Annotated in this window: 12 protein-coding genes; 9 read left to right on the forward strand and 3 right to left on the reverse strand. The window is 68.3% G+C overall.

What is annotated here, in order from left to right:
- Window positions 1-65: 65 nt before the first annotated feature.
- The 3 genes from smeC to smeA are packed head-to-tail and all read right to left on the reverse strand — an operon-like array spanning window position 66 to window position 5,836.
- On the reverse strand, window positions 66-1,481 hold the full coding sequence (gene smeC, locus DI041_RS05205; RefSeq protein ID WP_136639196.1) for a multidrug efflux transporter outer membrane subunit SmeC: 1,416 nt from the start codon (window positions 1,479-1,481) through the stop codon (window positions 66-68).
- Window positions 1,478-4,627, reverse strand: a complete 3,150-nt coding sequence (smeB, locus tag DI041_RS05210) for a multidrug efflux RND transporter permease subunit SmeB (RefSeq protein WP_136639197.1) — start codon at window positions 4,625-4,627, stop codon at window positions 1,478-1,480. Before smeB ends, smeC begins: the two co-directional genes overlap by 4 nt.
- Before the next feature lie 12 nt (window positions 4,628-4,639).
- Entirely contained in the window at window positions 4,640-5,836 is a 1,197-nt protein-coding gene (smeA, locus tag DI041_RS05215) for a multidrug efflux RND transporter periplasmic adaptor subunit SmeA (protein ID WP_136639198.1), read from the reverse strand.
- Between the two features lie 128 nt (window positions 5,837-5,964).
- On the opposite strand from smeA, the gene baeS reads away from it, so the two are divergent.
- The 9 genes from baeS (at window position 5,965) to DI041_RS05260 (ending at window position 15,528) form a co-directional block, all read left to right on the forward strand.
- Window positions 5,965-7,356 carry a sensor histidine kinase efflux regulator BaeS gene (baeS, locus tag DI041_RS05220; protein WP_136639199.1) on the forward strand — a complete coding sequence of 464 codons (1,392 nt, stop codon included), beginning with the start codon at window positions 5,965-5,967 and terminating at the stop codon, window positions 7,354-7,356.
- Window positions 7,353-8,042 carry a response regulator gene (locus DI041_RS05225; RefSeq protein WP_136639200.1) on the forward strand — a complete coding sequence of 230 codons (690 nt, stop codon included), beginning with the start codon at window positions 7,353-7,355 and terminating at the stop codon, window positions 8,040-8,042. Before baeS ends, DI041_RS05225 begins: the two co-directional genes overlap by 4 nt.
- 88 nt (window positions 8,043-8,130) lie before the next feature.
- Window positions 8,131-8,661 (forward strand): gamma carbonic anhydrase family protein, encoded by a 531-nt coding sequence (locus DI041_RS05230; RefSeq protein WP_006400490.1) that lies wholly within the window; start codon window positions 8,131-8,133, stop codon window positions 8,659-8,661.
- A gap of 123 nt (window positions 8,662-8,784) precedes the next feature.
- Window positions 8,785-9,474 (forward strand): RDD family protein, encoded by a 690-nt coding sequence (locus DI041_RS05235; protein ID WP_136639201.1) that lies wholly within the window; start codon window positions 8,785-8,787, stop codon window positions 9,472-9,474.
- Window positions 9,471-10,463, forward strand: coding sequence for a stage II sporulation protein M (locus tag DI041_RS05240; protein ID WP_136639202.1), 993 nt, complete (start codon window positions 9,471-9,473; stop codon window positions 10,461-10,463). Before DI041_RS05235 ends, DI041_RS05240 begins: the two co-directional genes overlap by 4 nt.
- Window positions 10,453-12,069, forward strand: coding sequence for a DUF4129 domain-containing protein (locus tag DI041_RS05245; RefSeq protein ID WP_136639203.1), 1,617 nt, complete (start codon window positions 10,453-10,455; stop codon window positions 12,067-12,069). The genes DI041_RS05240 and DI041_RS05245 overlap by 11 nt, the downstream gene beginning before the upstream one ends.
- Window positions 12,066-13,250, forward strand: a complete 1,185-nt coding sequence (locus DI041_RS05250; protein WP_136639204.1) for a DUF4350 domain-containing protein — start codon at window positions 12,066-12,068, stop codon at window positions 13,248-13,250. The genes DI041_RS05245 and DI041_RS05250 overlap by 4 nt, the downstream gene beginning before the upstream one ends.
- A complete protein-coding gene (locus tag DI041_RS05255) occupies window positions 13,247-14,233 on the forward strand; it encodes an AAA family ATPase (RefSeq protein ID WP_136639205.1) in 987 nt (328 codons plus the stop codon). The genes DI041_RS05250 and DI041_RS05255 overlap by 4 nt, the downstream gene beginning before the upstream one ends.
- On the forward strand, window positions 14,230-15,528 hold the full coding sequence (locus tag DI041_RS05260; RefSeq protein WP_136639206.1) for a DUF58 domain-containing protein: 1,299 nt from the start codon (window positions 14,230-14,232) through the stop codon (window positions 15,526-15,528). The genes DI041_RS05255 and DI041_RS05260 overlap by 4 nt, the downstream gene beginning before the upstream one ends.
- The last annotated feature ends 33 nt before the right edge of the window (window positions 15,529-15,561 follow it).

The raw sequence follows: 15,561 nt of genomic DNA on the forward strand, positions 1-15,561 counted from the left end.
TGCTTCCGTGCCGACCAAGGTCGGCACCCACCGGAGCGGAAGACGCACACACCCGCGCAAGCGCGTTACCGTGCGTCGGCGCCACCTCCCAGCACCTTGAACAACGTCACCCGGTTGCCCGCCTCCTGCTGCTGCAACGCAATCAGGTCCTGCTGCGCGGCATACAGGCTGCGCTGTGCATCCAGCGCCTGCAGATAGCCGTCCAGCCCGGTGCGGTAACGCACATCGGCCAGCGTGTAGCTGCGCTGGCTGGCGGCGACCAGTGCACGCTGCGCTTCCATTTGCGCAACCAGGTGATCACGCGTGGCCAGCGCATCGGCCACTTCGCTGAAGGCCTGCTGGATTGCCTTCTCGTACTGGGCGATGCCGATGTCCTTGCCGATCTTCGAGGCATCCAGAGAGGCCTTCAACGCGCCGGCGTGGAAGATCGGCGCAGTGATGCTGGGTGCGAACGACCAACCGCGGGTACCGGCCGAGAACAGCGTCGACAACACGGTGGAACTGTGGCCGTAGTTGGCGGTCAGCGTCAGCGTCGGGAAGAACGCGGCGCGCGCAGCGCCGATATCGGCATTGGCCGCCTGCAGTGCGTGCTCGGCGGACAGCACGTCCGGGCGCTGCAGCAGCACGCTTGAGGGAAGGTTGGCCGGCAGCGGTGCCAGCGCCACGGTGCCATCCAGCGCCTGCGCGCTGGGCAGCAACGCCGCGTCAAGCGGAGCGCCCACCAGCAACTGCAGCGCATCGCGATCCTGCGCCTGCTGGGTCTGCAGCCTGGCCAGCGCAGCGCGCGCGGCTTCCACGCTGGTCTGCACCTGCGACAGGTCCAGGCCCGAGGCCAACCCCTGTGCGTGGCGGGCCTCGGTGCGCTGCAGGGTCTGCTGCTGGCTGTCCAGGGTCTGCAGGGTGAACGCCAGCGACTGCTCGTCCGCCGCCAGCGCCAGCCACGCCGTCGCCACTTCGGCCACCAGGCTGGTGCGCGCGGCGCGCTGGTTCTCGGCGCTGGCCAGCCAGTTCTGCAGCGCCTCGTTCTTCAGACTGCGGATGCGCCCGAACAAATCCAGTTCCCAGCTGCTGATACCCACCTGCACCGCATCGGATTCGGTCACCTGAGTGGTACCGGTCTCGCTGTTGGCATCACTCACCCGCGAGCGGGTGACGCTGCCGCTGGCATCCACCGATGGCAGCAGCGCCGCGCGCTGGATGCGGTATTGCGCGCGTTCCTTCTCCACCTGCAGCACCGCCACGCGCAGGTCGCGGTTGTTCTGCAGTGCCAGCGCGATGACCTTCTGCAGGCGCGGCTCCAGGAACACTTCGCGCCAGGCCGGCATCGCCAATGCCGGCCCGGCCTCGCCAGTGGTGGCATTGTCGAACTGTGCCGGCACCGGTGCTTCGGGCAGCTGGTAGTGCGGGGCCATGCTCACGCAGCCGCCCAGCACGGTGGTCATCGTTGCGGCCGCCAGGGCGCGCAGCAGCATCAGCTTCATGGGCTTGCCTCCGTGGCAGTGGCTTCGGCCGGCGCACGGCCCGGGAACATGCGGCGCACCAGCAGATAGAACAACGGCACGAAGAACATGCCCAGCACCATCGAGGCGACCGTACCGCCGGCCACGCCGGTACCCAGCGAACGGCGCGCGGCCGAACCGGCGCCAGTGGCGAATACCAGCGGCAACACGCCCATCAGGAACGCCAGCGAGGTCATCACGATCGGCCGCAACCGCAGATAGACCGCCTGCAGGATCGCTTCGCGGGTGCTCTTGCCCTGCTGTTCGAGGATGCGCGCGAACTCGACGATCAGGATGCCGTTCTTCGCTGCCAGACCAATCGTGGTCAGCAGGCCGACCTGGAAGTACACGTCGTTGTTGAGGCCACGCAGGTTCATCATCAGCACGGCACCGAACACGCCCACCGGCACCGCCAGCATCACCGCGAACGGCACCGCCCAGCTTTCATACAGCGCGGCCAGGCACAGGAACACGAACAGCAGCGAGATGGCGTACAGCATGGGCGCCTGGTTGCCTGACAGCTGCTCCTGGTAGGCCATGTCCGACCAGGCATGGCTGAAGCCTTCCGGCAGTGTGTCGGCCAGGCGCGCGATCTCGGCCATCGCCTCGCCAGAGCTGACGCCGGGCGCCGGCTGGCCGGTGATTTCCATCGCCGATACGCCGTTGTAACGCTGCAGCGCGGCCGGCGCGCTGGTCCAGTGGCTGCTGACCAGCGACGACAGCGGCACCATCTGGCCGGCCTGGTTGCGCACGCTCCAGCGCTCGATGTCCTGCGGCTGCATGCGTGCTTCAGCGGTGCCCTGGATGAACACCTTCTTGATGCGGCCCTTGTAGATGAAGTTGTTGACGAAGTCGCCGCCCAGCGCCGCGTTCAAGGTGTCATTGATGTCCTGCGGATTCACGCCCATGGCCTGCGCCTTGGCGTCGTCCACCTTCACGGCGTACACCGGCGCGTCTTCCAGGCTGGCATAACGCACGTTGACCAGCTTCGGATCCTTGGCGGCCTCCTTCAGCAGCGTGTTGCGCGCGGCCACGGCGGCGGCATGGCCGGCACCGCCTTCGTCCTGCAGTTCCAGGGTGAAACCACCGGCATCGCCCAGGCCGAGGATGGCCGGTGGCGAGGTGATGAACACCTGCGCATCGGGCACGCTGGCCATGGCTGCGGTCAGCCGCGCGGCGATGGTATCGGCATCGTCCTTGCGGTCATCCCAATCCTTGAGCCGGATGAAGGCCTGGCCGACGTTCTGGCCGCTGCCGGTAACACTGAAACCGGCAGTTGCCTGGATCGACAGCACACTGTTGTCCTTCACTGCGGCGGCACTGAGGCGATCCATCACCGCGCGGGTCTGCTCCAGGGTGGAACCGGCCGGCAGCTTCACCAGCGCGTTGAGCATGCCCTGGTCCTCATCGGGCAGGAACGCGCCCGGCAGGTGCCACAGCAGCAGGCCGGTGGCCACGCTCAGCACCAGGTAGAACAGCACGCCCAGCGCGCGCCGGCCGAGGAAACCATCGACGCGATGGCGCAGGCCATTGGAGGTGCGCTCGAAGCGGTGGTTGAACCAGATGAAGAACTTGCCCAGCAGGCTCGGCTCGCCGCCGTGGTCACCATGTGGGTGGCCGCCCTTGGGAATCTGATGCAGGATGCTGCCGCACAGCGCCGGCGTGATGGTCATCGCCACCAGCACCGACAGGATCATCGCAGCAGCGATCGTGACCGAGAACTGGCGATAGATCACGCCGGTGACACCGCTGAAGAACGCCATCGGCAGGAACACCGCGGTGAGCACCAGCACGATGCCGACCAGCGCACCGGTGATCTGGCCCATTGCCTTCAGCGTGGCCGGCTTCGGTGCCAGCCCTTCGAAGGTCATCACCCGCTCCACGTTCTCCACCACCACGATGGCATCGTCCACCAGCAGGCCGATGGCCAGCACCAGCGCGAACATGGTCAGTGTGTTGATCGAATAGCCGAACGCGGCCAGCACGCCGAACGTGCCCAGCAGCACCACCGGCACCGCGATGGTCGGGATCAGCGTGGCCCGCCAGTTCTGCAGGAACAGGTACATCACCAGCACGACCAGTGCGATCGCCTCGATCAGGGTGATCACCACTTCCTTCAGCGAGATGGTCACGAACGGCGTGGTGGTGAATGCCACGTGGGCGGTGTAGCCATGCGGCCAGTACTTCTGCAGCTGCTGAAGCCGTGCATCGATGGCCTTGGAGACTGCGATCGCGTTCGCACCGGCATTGAGTTCAATGCCCAGCGAGGCCGACGGCTTGCCGTTGAAGGTGCTGATGCTGTCGTAGCTCTCCGGGCCCAGGCCGATCGTCGCCACGTCGCCCAGATGCACCACGCTGCCATTGGCATCGGCCTTGAGTACCACCTGCGCGAACTGCTCGGGCGTGTGCAGGCGGCTGCGCGCGGTCACCGTGGCGTCCAGCTGCTGGCCCTTCAGCGCCGGCTGGCCACCCAGTTCACCGGCCGACACGTCGGTATTCTGCGCCTGCAGTGCGGTTTCGATGTCCGACGGCATCAGCGCGTACTGGCGCATCTTCTCCGGGTCCAGCCAGATACGCATCGCGTATTCCTGGCCGATCGGCTGGATGTTGCCGACGCCGCTGACACGGCTGATCTGGTCGTCGATGCGCGCTTCCATGAAGTTGGCGACATCGAAGTTGTCCATGCTGCCGTCTTCGCTGGTGAACGACAGCACCTCGAAGATCGAGCCACTGGACTTGGTGATGGTCAGGCCGTTCTGCTGCACCGCCTGCGGCAGCGTCGCCATAGCCGCCTGCAGCTGGTTCTGCACCTGCACCTGTGCAGTGTCCGGATTGGTACCGGTAGCGAACACCAGGTTGACCTGCGCCGAGCCGTCCGAGGCGCTGGTGGAGGTCATGTACATCAGGTGGTCCAGGCTCTGCTGGGACTGCTCGATGACCTGGGTGACCGCGTTTTCCACGGTCTGTGACGAGGCGCCGGTGTAGGTGGCGCGGATGGTGATGGTGGGCGGGGCGATCTGCGGGTAGCGGTCCACCGGCAGGATCAGGATCGCGAGCAGGCCGAGCAGGCTGACCGCGATGGCGATCACCCATGCAAAGATCGGCCGGTCGATGAAGAAGCGAACCATGCGCGGCGGGCCTCAGTGCGACTTTTCGTCGGTGTTGCCGTTCGGGTCGATCGCCGGCATGGCGGCCAGCTGCGCGGTGGTGGCTGCGACCGCCTTCACCTGCTGGCCGAGCGCTACCGCACTGCCGTTGCTGACGATTACCCGCTCACCGGCTTTCAGCCCCTGCATGATCTGCCACTGGTTGCCCACCACCTGGCCGGTACTGACCCGGCGCTCGACCACGTGGTCCTTGGCATCGAGCAGGCGCAGCAGCGGCTCGCCGCGTTCATTGCGCAGCACCGCCTTCTGCGGCACCAGCAGGGCACGCGCATCGGTGGCCATCGGCAGCACCGCCTTCAGGTACATGCCCGGCAGCAGCAGACCGTCCGGGTTCGGAATGACCGCGCGCAACACCACATTGCCGGTACCCGGATCGACCGCGCTACCGACAAACTCCAGCGTGCCTTCATGGGCATAGGTGCTGCCGTCCTCCAGCAGCACCTTCACCTGCGCCTTGCCGTCGATGGCCTTCACCAGGCCGGCATCAAGCTGCTTGCGCAGTGCCAGCATCTGCGTGCTGGACTGAGTGACATCCAGGTACACCGGGTCCAACCGCTGGATGGTCGCCAGCGCCGCTTCCTGTCCTGCAGCGACCAGCGCGCCGGCAGTGACGCTGGAGGTGCCGATGCGGCCCGCGATCGGTGCGGTCACCCGGGTGTAGTCGAGGTTGATGCGGGCGGCCTGCAGCGCAGCGCGCGCGGCGATCACATTGGCCTGTGCCTGCTTCAGCGCCGAGGTGGCATCGTCGGCGTCCTGCTTGCTGGCCGCATCCAGGCCCAGCAGCGTGCGGGTGCGCTCGGCCTTCGGCTGCGCCGACAGCACGGTGGCCTCGGCCTGCGCCAGCTGGCCACGCGCGGTATCGAAGGCGGCCTGGTACGGCGCCGGATCGACCTGGTACAGCAGCTGGCCGGCCTTGACCTGCTGGCCTTCGGTGAACAAACGCTGGCGGATCAACCCGCCGATCTGTGGCCGCACCTCGGACACCTCGAACGGCACCGCGCGACCGGGCAGGCTCTGCTGCAGCGCCAGCGGCTGCGCGCTGGCGGTAATGACGCCCACTTCAGGCGTGGCCGGGGCGTCGGTCCTGCCCGCCGTACAGGCCGCCAGGGACATCAGCAGGGGCAACAACAATGGATGGGGAGATCGGGACAGCAGGCGCGGGAGTGACATGGGGGGCGTGGGGGCCTTGCGTTGACCCGTGCACGCTGCCGTGGAACTGTGCAGAGAATATGGAGAATCTGCGACCAGCTCAGCTGGCGCTTGCTTTCAGCGCCACATGCGCCGCTAATGGCCCCGCGATGGTGAAGATTCGACTCAAATTCGGCCTGACCGCGAAGACCTTCCTCGCGATCTTCACCGCCTGCCTGCTGGTGCTGGCAGTGAACGGCATTGCCAGCCGCGTGGCATTCCAGACCGGCTTCCTGGACTACCTCAACGACCAGGGCGACCTGCGCATGCAGCGCCTGATGCCACACCTGCAGCGCGAGTACAGCGCGCACGGTGGCTGGGAGCATCTGCGCGGTGACAGTGATCGCTGGGCGCGGCTGCTGCGTCCGGATCTGGCCCATGGGCATGAGGGCCCGGTGCCGCCGCTGTCCGACCAGACCGGCGTACCGTCGCGGCTGGGCCTGTTCGATGCGCAGCACCGGTTCGTGGCCGGCAACCCCGATGCCACCAGTGATGACGAGCCGCATCCGGTGCAGCTGGACGGGCACACCGTCGGCTGGCTGGGCATGGTGCCATTCCAGACGGTCATCGCCACCAACGATCTGAACTTCTACAACACCCAGGTGCGCGCCTGGTGGGTGATCGGCGTCGCCCTGCTGCTGGTGACGGTGCTGCTGGCCTGGTTGGTGTCGCGTGCGCTGCGCCAGCGCCTGGCCAAGCTGGCTGCGGCCACCCATCGGCTCGCTGCAGGCGACTATGCCACCCGCATCGAGCGCACCAGCGATGACGAGCTGGACGCACTGGTCAACGACTTCAACCGGATGGCACAGGCGCTGGACGATACCGAGCGCAACCGCCGCGCGTTCATCGCCGACATCTCGCACGAGCTGCGCACACCACTGGCGGTGGTGCGCGCCGAGCTGGAGGCGATCGAGGACGGCATCCGCCCGCTGGACCGCGCCAACCTCGGTGGCCTGCAGAGCGAGATCCGCCAGCTGGGCAAGCTGGTCGACGACCTGCACGATCTGTCGATGACCCAGTCTGGCGGCCTCGCCTACCGCTTCGCGCCGCTGGATCTGGTGGCGCTGCTGCGCAGCGAACTCAATGGCATGCGCGTGCGCTTCGCCAACGCAGGCCTGTCGCTGGAAGAAGATCTACCCGCCACACCGCTGCAGGTGTCCGGCGACGAGCGACGCCTGCAGCAGGTACTGGCCAACCTGCTGGAGAACGCGCTGCGCTACACCCATACCGGCGGCCGCGTGCATGTGCAGGCCGCGCGCGTGCCTGCAGGCGTGCAGCTGATCGTGGAAGACACCGCTCCGGGCGTACCGGCTGACAAGTGCGCGCTGCTGTTCGAGCGCTTCTACCGGGTGGAAAGCTCGCGCAACCGTGCCAGCGGTGGCAGCGGGTTGGGCCTGGCCATCAGCCACAACATCATCCTCGCCCACCACGGCCACATCCACGCCGAGCCCTCGCCACTGGGCGGCCTGCGCGTGGCCATCACCCTGCCGGAGCCTGCATGAGCACGTCCCCCGTCGCGCCCGCGAAGATACTGATCGTCGAGGACGAGCCGCGGTTGGCCTCGGTACTGCGCGACTACCTGGCCGCTGCCGGCATGGACAGCGAATGGGTGGATGACGGCGGCCAGGTGATCGAGGCGTTTGCGCGCTACCAGCCCGACCTGGTGCTGCTGGACCTGATGCTGCCGCAGCGCGATGGCGTGGATCTGTGCCGCGAACTGCGCGCCAGCAGCGACGTACCGGTGATCATGGTCACCGCACGGGTGGAAGAGATCGACCGCCTGCTGGGCCTGGAGATCGGCGCCGACGACTACATCTGCAAGCCGTTCAGTCCGCGCGAAGTCGTCGCGCGGGTGGTAGCGGTGCTGCGCCGCTACCGCCCGGACCCGGGTGCACGCGCCAACGGCGGCCTGCATATCGACGAACCGGCGGCACGCGCCACCTGGAACGGCAAGGGCCTGGACCTGACGCCGGTGGAGTACCGCCTGCTGCGTACCCTGCTGGCCACGCCGGGCCGGATCTGGGCCCGCGACGAACTGCTCGACCGGCTGTACCTGGACCACCGCGTGGTGGTCGACCGTACCGTCGACAGCCACGTGCGCAACCTGCGCCGCAAGCTGGCCGATGCCGGCATGGAAGGCGAGCCGATCCGTTCGGTGTATGGCATGGGCTACAGCTACGAACCCTGAGCTCCCTGTGGAGCCGAGCATGGGCTCGGCTCTACAACACACCACGCAGGTATCATCGTCGTGAACGCCCTGATTTCCGGAGACACCGATGAACCCGCTGCGCCCTTTCCGCGACAAGATGCCCGTCCTCGGCGAGCGCGTGTACATCGATCCGGCCTGCACCCTCATCGGTGACGTGGAACTGGCCGACGACGTGTCGGTGTGGCCGGGCACGGTCATCCGCGGCGACGTCAACCATGTGCGCATCGGTGCACGCACCAACGTGCAGGACGGCACCATCATCCACGTCAGCCACCACAGCCCGTACAACAAGGCCGGCTACCCGACCCTGATCGGCGAAGGCGTGACGGTCGGCCACGGCTGCATCATCCACGCCTGCACGATCGGCGATTACAGCCTGATCGGCATGGGTGCCTGCATCCTCGATGGCGCCCGCGTGGAGCGCCATGGCTTCGTCGGTGCCGGTGCGGTGGTCGGCCCGGGCAAGGTGGTGGGTGAAGGTGAGCTGTGGGTGGGCAATCCGGCCCGGCCGGCACGCACGCTGAGCGACAAGGAGATCGAAGCGCTGCATTACTCAGCCGACCACTACGTGCGGCTGAAGGATGAATACCTGGGCTGAGCGGCCAACGCCGCCATGCGGCTCTGTTAAAGTCTGGGCCCGACCAGGACCTGTCGAGAACCCCATGCCTGTGGCTGCCTGCTGGAGAGGACTCCGGCGCCCACAACGAAGGCCATCGCGCTGATGGCCGCACCGATGCTCGATACCTACCGCGAGGTGGTGACGCCGGAGGGTGTGCCGCTGCAGTTGCCGGCGGCCGGCCCGGTGCCTCGGGCGATGGCCTGGCTGGTCGATCTCGGCGTGCGCATCGCGGTGCTGGTGCTGATGTCGTTCCCGCTGGCGCTGCTGGACAAGTTCGGCACCGGGCTCTACCTGGCGCTGATGTTCCTGGTCTACTGGGCCTACCCGATCATCTGCGAAGCGCTGTGGGGCCGTACCCTGGGCAAGCGTGCGCTGGGCCTGCGCGTGCTCGCCCGCGATGGCGCGCCAGTGGGCTGGATGGCCGCGGTCACCCGCAACCTGCTGCGCACCGTGGACATGCTGCCGTTCGGCTATGCACTGGGCCTGATCAGCAGCCTGTTCGATCCGCATGGCCGTCGCCTCGGTGACCTGGTGGCAGGCACCGTAGTGGTGCACGCACCGGCGCTGTACCTGCCGCCACCGCCGACCATCGACAGCGTGCTGGCTCCGCCACAACCGTTGCGGCCGGAAGAGCAGGCGGCACTGATGGCCTTCGCCGAGCGCGCACCTCGACTGTCACCGGCGCGCCAGCAGGAACTGGCCGGCATCGTCGAACCGCTGACCGGTACCCACGGCCAGATCGGTGTGCTGCGCCTGTACGCGATGGCCAACTGGCTGCTGGGCCGGCGATGAAGCAGGAACAGTTCGTCGCCCGCTACCAGCAGGAATGGCAGGACCTGGAGCAATGGTTGCTGCTGCGCGCTGGCGTGTCGCGCCGCATGCGCCGGAAGGCCAGTGGTCTGTCGCTGCACGACACCGCCTTCCCGCAGCGCTACCGGCGCCTGTGCCAGCAGCTGGCGCTGGCCCGTGAGCGCGGCTACAGCCCCCAGCTGGTGCAGCGCCTGCAGCAGTTGATGCAGCAGGGCCACAGCGTGCTCTACCGCACACCGCCGACGCGCTGGCGCGCGGCGCTGGAATTCCTGGTGGCCGACTTCCCGCTGCTGGTGCGCAGCCAGGCACGCAGCATGTGGGTGGCGCTGGCGATGTTCGCGCTGCCAGCGCTGGCCTGCTTCGTGCTGGCGCAGGTCTACCCGGACCTGATCCACATGCTGATGGACAACCGCCAGATCGCCGCGATGGAGCGCATGTACGACCCGGCCGCCGAACGCCTGGGCCGCGACAGCGGCACCGACTGGATGATGTTCGGCCACTACATCATGAACAACATCAGCATCGCCCTGCGCACCTTTGCCAGCGGCCTGCTGGCCGGGCTGGGCACGCTGCTGGTGCTGCTGTTCAACGGCGTGACCATTGGTGCGGTGGCCGGCCACCTGCAGCACATCGGCCATGGTGGCCCGTTCTGGCGCTTCGTGGTCGGCCATGGCGCGTTCGAGCTGACCGCGATCGTGATTGCCGGCGGCGCCGGCCTGCAGCTGGGCATGAAGCTGCTGGCACCGGGCCGGCGCAGCCGCCTGGATGCACTGGTCGACGGCGGCCGCATCGGCGCCCGGCTATGCCTCGGCGTCGCCTTCATGCTGCTGGTCGCGGCCTTCATTGAAGCGTTCTGGTCATCGATCGCCGAAGTGCCGGCGTGGGGCAAGTTCAGCGTGGCCGGCGTGCTGTGGGCCGGCGTGCTGCTGTGGCTGTGGCGCGGCGGACGCGGAGGCAGCGATGCGCATTGACCACTTGGACGTGGTGTTGCGGGCGCGCAGCGGCTGGGAAGCCATGGAGCTGGGCAACGCCCTCGCCCGCCGGCACGCGCGTGCGGTGTGGGGCAGCTGGCTGCTGGCCAGCGCACCGCTGTTCGTGATCTTCAACGCGCTGGGCTGGTGGCTGGATGCGTTCGGCTGGGCCTGGCTGGCGATGTGGTGGTGCAAACCGCTGTTCGAACGCGCACCGCTGTACGTGCTGTCGCGCGGCATCTTCGGCGAGCCGGTCGGTGCGCTGTCAGCGCTGCGCGTCCAGCGTCACTGGGGCAACAACGGTTTCTGGGGCTATCTGGGATGGCGCCGCTTCAGCGTGCTGCGCAGCCTGTGCCTGCCGGTGAACCTGCTGGAGGGCAACGCCCCCGACCAGCGTGGTCCACGTCGGCGCGCAGTGGCGGCCGGTGCCGCTGGCGCAGCACTGGTACTGACCGTGGCCTGCATGGCCTTCGAAGCGGCGCTGGTATCGGGTGCGATCGGCGCAGTGTTCATGTTCATGCCGCTGGAGCTGATGTCCGAATCCTGGCGCGCAGCGTGGGACATGATCGGCCGGGATACACCGGCGTGGGCGCGGCTGGGTTTCAACCTGGCGTGCTGGCTGGCCTCGGTGATGATCGGCCCGTTCTTCGTCGGTGGCGGCTTCGGCCTGTATCTGAACCGGCGCACGCAGATGGAAGCCTGGGACGTGGAAATCGCCCTGCGCCGCCTGCGCGATCGTCTGCTGCCGGCCGCATCGACGCTGGCCCTGCTGCTGTGCCTGGCGCTGCCAGTGGTCTCCGCATCGGTGCATGCGCAGGACGCAGATGCCGGGCCGGAGCGTGTGCTGGGCAAACCCAGCGACGTCGGCGCCGATACGGACGACGACGAAGCCACGATCGACCCGGCCAACACCCCGGCAACGATCTTCGGCACCTTGCCGGTGGACACCGCCGGTTTCCGCCAGGCGGTGAACCGTGCCTATGAGGATCCGCTGCAGCGCCCGACCCGTCAGGTCACGCACTGGAAGCCGATCGAAAAGGCCGAGGAAAAGAAGAAGGAAGACAAATCGCTGCAGAGCGACAGCAGCAACAAGGGCGAGCGCAAGCCGCGCAAGGACGGCATCGCCTGGCTGGCACGGTTGGCCGAATGGGGCCTGTGGGGCCTGCTCGGCGTCCTGCTGCTGGTGCTGCTGCTGACCGCACGTCTGTGGCTGCCGTGGCTGCGCGGCAGCGGGCGGCGCAAGGCCGAGGCGGCACCGCAGGTGGTGGAGGAACAGGTGACGTTGCCGGTGGTGCTGCCGCCGGACGTCGCCACCCAGGCCGGCCTGTTGTGGGACCAGGGCCGGCCACGCCAGGCGCTGGCGCTGCTGTACCGTGCCAGCGTGCGTACCGTCGGCGAGCGCAGCGGCATCGCGTTGCCACCCGGCGCTACCGAAGCACAATGCCTGCGCGCATCGCGGCGCATGCCCGAAGCAGCCGACCGTGATCTTTTCGCGCGCATCGTGCGCATGTGGCAGTACGCCGCCTATGGTGGACGCCTGCCCAGCCGCAGCGATTTCGACGCGCTGGCCGAGACCCTGCGCCAGCAGTACCGGTGGCAGGCATGAGCCCGCGCCTGTTCTGGTCGTTGCTGCTGGGCGTGCTGGTGCTGTTCGGCGTGCCGCTGACCATCCTCTACCTGCGCACGCACGAGCGGGTCACCGAAACGCTTCCGCTGCCGCCGCAGGGCGAAGCCGCCTACAACCCGCTGTACGTGCTGGGCCAGGCGCTGCGCGCCGACGGTATCGACGTGCACGCGCGGCCGCGGCTTGAGCTGCAGCAGATGGCGCTGGCGCCGCACGACACCGTGGTGCTGTTGCAGGACAGCAGCGAGCTGCCGGCACCCACCGTGAAGCAGCTGCTGGACTGGGTCGACCGTGGCGGCCATCTGCTGGTGCGCACGCCGCCGCCGGCCGAAGACGATGCCAGCAGCACGCAGGGGCCGCTGCTGGACCAGCTGGGCGTGGACAGCCTGTTCCAGCGCAGCGACTGCCAGCCGTTCCACATCGACGACGACACCGGTCACAGCGAATTCTGCGGTGGCCGCCGCTTCACGCTTGGCTTTGCCGCCAAAGCGCAGGCCGAGCGACGCTGGGGTGGTGATCGCGATCTGGTGTTCGCGCGCCTGCGCCACGGACAGGGCAGGGTCAGCGTACTGGCCGACATGGAGTTCATGCGCGGCGATGTCGACTCGCCTGCAGCGCGCCTGGCGGCTACTGCCGGCAAGGCCAGCGACGGCCTGCATGATCCCGCCCACCGCGACCTGACCCGCTACCTGCTCGATCCGAACTACGGCAAGGGGGCGGTCTGGCTGGTCTATGCCAGTCAACCGCCATCGCTGTGGGCGCGCCTGTTCTACCAGGGCTGGCCGTTGTGGGTGCCTCTGCTGCTGGCTTTGCTGGGCTGGTTGTGGGGCCGCTCGCAGCGCTTCGGCAGCCTGCTGCCGTCGCCCGTGCTGGAACGCCGCTCGCTGCTGGAGCACGTGCGTGCCAGTGGCGAACTGCTGCTGCGCTTCGGTCACGGCACGCGCCTGTACGAGGCCGTGCTCGCGCTGTTCCTGCACCGCCTGCGCCTGCGCGCGCCGGTTGCCGCCGCACTCGACGGCGCGCCGCGCGATCAGGCCATCGCCGAGCTGCTGAAGTGGCCGCAAAGCCGCGTCGCCAGCGCGCTCTCCCCCCCTCCGCCGCACGATTCCTCCGCCCTGCGCGAGCGCATCCGCTTGCTGCTCCAGATGAGATCCCTGCTATGACCGAAGTCCCCGAGCTGCCGGCGGCCGCGAACGCCCGCCTGATCGAACGCGTCGATGCCATCCGCGACGCTATCGGCCACGCCTTCATCGGCCAGGCCGAGGTGCTTGACCAGATCCTGGTGGCCCTGCTCGCCGGCGGTCACGTGTTGATCGAGGGCGTACCCGGGCTGGGCAAGACCCTGCTGGTGCGCGCACTGGCACAGGCCCTGGAACTGGACTATGGCCGCGTGCAGTTCACCCCCGACCTGATGCCCAGCGACGTCAGCGGCCACGCCGTGTACGACCCGAAGAGCGAAAGCTTCAAGATCCGTCGCGGTCCGGTGTTCACCAACCTGCTGCTGGCCGACGAGATCAACCGCGCACCGGCCAAGACCCAGTCGGCGCTGCTGGAAGTGATGCAGGAAGGCCAGGTGACCATCGAAGGCAAGGCCTTCACCCTGGCGCCGCCGTTCATGGCACTGGCCACGCAGAACCCGCTGGAGCAGGAAGGCACCTACCCGCTGCCGGAAGCACAGCTGGACCGCTTCCTGCTGAAGGTCCTGATCGACTATCCGCAGCTGGAGGACGAGAAGCGCATGGTGACCGCGATCACCAGCGGCCGCGCCGCCAGCGATTTCGACCTGAGCCAGGTGCAGCGCGTGCTCGGTGCTGGTGAGCTGCTGGAACTGCAGCGTGCCACCGCCGCGATCACGGTTGACGACGAAGTGATCGACTACGCGGTGCGGATCGTGGCGGCGACGAGGCAGTGGCCGGGTATCGCGGTCGGCGCCGGCCCGCGCGGCAGCATCGCGCTGGTGCGTGCCTCGCGTGCACAGGCGGTGCTGGCCGGTCGTGATTTCGTCACTCCGGATGATGTGCGCGACATCGCGCGCCCTGCGCTGCGCCATCGCATCGCGCTGGCACCGGAACTGCAGATCGAAGGCCAGGACGCCGACGACGTGCTGGGCGCACTGCTGGCCAAGGTGGAAGCGCCGCGCCGATGAGACCGGCACCGCTGCTGCTGTTGCTGCTGCTGGCCTGGGCCGCGCTTGGCGGCCTGGTGCTGGGCGGCGTGCTGCCGCGCTGGAGCTGGGCGCTGGCGGCGTTGGCGATTGCCGTGCCGGCGTTGATGGATCTGTGGCGGCAGTCGCGGCGTCCGTCGCCGCAGGTGCAACGCGAGCTGCCCGAGGCGCTGGCACTGGGCGTGCGTCGCGAAGCCGCGCTGCGCCTGCAGGCCGGACAATCGATGACGGTGCAGGTGTTCGACCTGGTGCCCGGCGGCTGGCCGCTGGAATCACTGCCGCAGCGCGTACGCCTGCAGGGCGGCAGTGCCTCCACCCTGCACTACCACCTGCAGCCGCTGCAGCGTGGGCATTTCCGCTTCGAAGGCGTGCGCCTGCGCATGCGCTCGCCGTGGCGCCTGTGGTGGCAGCAACGCACGCTGCCGCCGGCGCTGGAGGTGCGGGTCTATCCGAACTTCGTGCCACTCACCCGCTTCGCCCTGTTCAGTGCCGACCAGGCCTCGCGGCTGGTCGGTGCGCACGTGAAGCGCCGCCGGGGTGAAGGCACCGACTTCCACCAGATGCGGGAGTACCGCATCGGCGACAGCCTGCGCCAGCTCGACTGGAAGGCCACCGCACGTGCGCGCAAGCTGATCTCGCGCGAGTACCAGGACGAGAAGAACCAGCAGCTGTTGCTGATGCTCGACAGTGGCCGGCGCATGCTGGCCAGCGAAGGCGGGCTCTCGCACTTCGACCACGCGTTGAACGCCTCGCTGGTGGTGGCCTACCTGGCGCTGCGCCAGGGCGATGCCGCCGGCCTGTTCGCTGCCGGTGGCGAACGCCGCTGGGTGGCGCCGCAGCGTGGCATGGGCACGGTCGAGCACCTGCTGCGCGCCAGCTACGACCTGCAGCCGCGCGCGGTGGCTACCGACTACCTGGCCGCCGCCACTGAGGTGTCGCTGCGTCAGCGCCGGCGGGCGCTGGTGATGCTGGTCAGCAACGTGCGCGACGAGGATATCGAGGACCTGCTGGCGGCGGTGCGCCTGCTGCAGCGCCGCCATCTGGTGTGCGTGGCCAGCCTGCGCGAACGCGAACTGGACGCTGCGCTGGAAGGTGACGTGCAGACCCTGGAGGACGCGACCCAGGCCGGTGCCGCTGCACTGTACCTGCAGCAGCGCGCGAAGGCGCATGAGGCACTGCGCAGCGAGAAGGTGATGGTGCTGGACGTGACTGCCGATGCCCTGCCTGCCGCACTGGTCGAGCGCTACCTGGCAGTGAAGCGCGAAGGGCTGCTCTGATCGATGGCGCCGGGCATGGCCCGGCGCTACCGA

Origin of the sequence: Stenotrophomonas maltophilia (genome assembly GCF_004920835.1) — a bacterium.
In the GTDB taxonomy this organism is placed as follows: domain Bacteria; phylum Pseudomonadota; class Gammaproteobacteria; order Xanthomonadales; family Xanthomonadaceae; genus Stenotrophomonas; species Stenotrophomonas maltophilia_AQ.